Consider the following 1,414-nt stretch of genomic DNA (forward strand, 5'->3'; position numbering starts at 1 on the left):
CCAAAGGCGCATTTCCAAACAGATGGGGTGATTGGGGCTCACCACCGAGTCGGTGGGGTGGCTGCTCCTCGCAGATGGTAAGACGTGGTCCGTATCGAGCGGCCACAACCATGAGGAGGAGCAACCATGCGCCATTATGCCGGACTGGATGTATCGTTGGAAGAGACGGCGATCTGCATTGTCGATGACACGGGCAAAGTGATCCGTGAGCTTCGTGCCGCCAGTGACCCCGATGCACTGGTCGAGACGTTGACCGCTACCGGTCTGAGCTTCGAGCGCGTTGGTCTGGAGGCATGCTCGCTGTCATCGTGGCTGCATCAGGGTCTGACGCGCGCGGGCCTCCCGGCACTGTGCATCGAAACGCGAGCGGCCAAAGCGGCAATGGGTGCGATGCCCAACAAGACCGACCGTAACGACGCCCGTGGTCTGGCTCAGATCATCCGCACTGGTTGGTATCGCGTGGTCCACGTGAAGAGCATGCCGTGCCGATCGGCCCGCGCGCTGCTCGGTGCACGCCGGACGATGTTGAATAAGCAGCGCGACATCGAGAACGCGGTGAGGGCCGTACTCCGCGAGGTCGGACTCAAGCTAGGAACACCGCCGCGCAAGCTCTTCGCCGGCCTGGTCCGCGAACTCGCGTCAGTCGACCCTGCCATCTCCGACATCATCGAGCCGCTGCTTGCGGTGCTCGATGTGATGGTGCGCCAGATCGAGCATTTGACGAAGCGCGTGCTGGAAGCGGTCAGGGTTGAGCCGATATGCCGACGGCTGATGACGGTGCCAGGTGTGGGGCCGCTGACCGCGCTCACCTTCCGGGCGACGGTCGATCTGCCCGAGCGCTTCCGACGATCCCGCGACGTCGGCGCTCATCTCGGGCTCACGCCCCGTCGCTACCAGTCTGGCGAAACGGATGTCCAAGGCCGCATCAGCCGATGTGGCGACGAACTCGCCCGTACCGCGTTGTACGAGGCGGCGCATACTCTGCTGACGCGCTGCCAGAAATGGTCGACGCTAAAGGCGTGGGGTATGCGCCTTGCCCAGCGGCGCGGCATGGCTAAAGCCCGCGTCGCCGTGGCTCGCAAGCTTGCCGTCATCTTGCACCGTATGTGGAGCGATGAGGCCGAGTTCCGCTGGGGTAAGTCACCGACGTTCACAGCAGCATGAGGAGACACAAACCAGTTCCCGCCTGAAGAGACGGGTAGCGGTCGTTCCCATGGGGACGATGGGCGGAATGACCTCGTTGAGAGTCCGGATTCTCGGCTTTGCCGAAGGTCGCGAAACAGCTTGAGGCATCCCGCTCTCCTGACCCCATTATGCGGCAGCCCAGCGCTGACCGCGGAGAGAAGCGAGTGATCCATGGGAACGGTCACGAATACGAGGAAACAGCTTGACCCAAAACGCCCCAATCAGAGAA

General features: G+C 62.9%; 1 protein-coding gene. It reads left to right on the forward strand.

Annotated elements, in window-relative coordinates; all coding sequences use genetic code 11:
• The first annotated feature begins 126 nt into the window (after window positions 1-126).
• The gene (locus tag HHL26_RS24005) at window positions 127-1,164 is read left to right on the forward strand and encodes an IS110 family transposase (protein ID WP_066553395.1); all 1,038 of its coding nucleotides are present in this window, start codon (window positions 127-129) and stop codon (window positions 1,162-1,164) included.
• Window positions 1,165-1,414: the final 250 nt, after the last annotated feature.

The sequence above is a fragment of the Sphingobium sp. TB-6 genome (assembly GCF_012927365.1).
Lineage (GTDB): Bacteria > Pseudomonadota > Alphaproteobacteria > Sphingomonadales > Sphingomonadaceae > Sphingobium.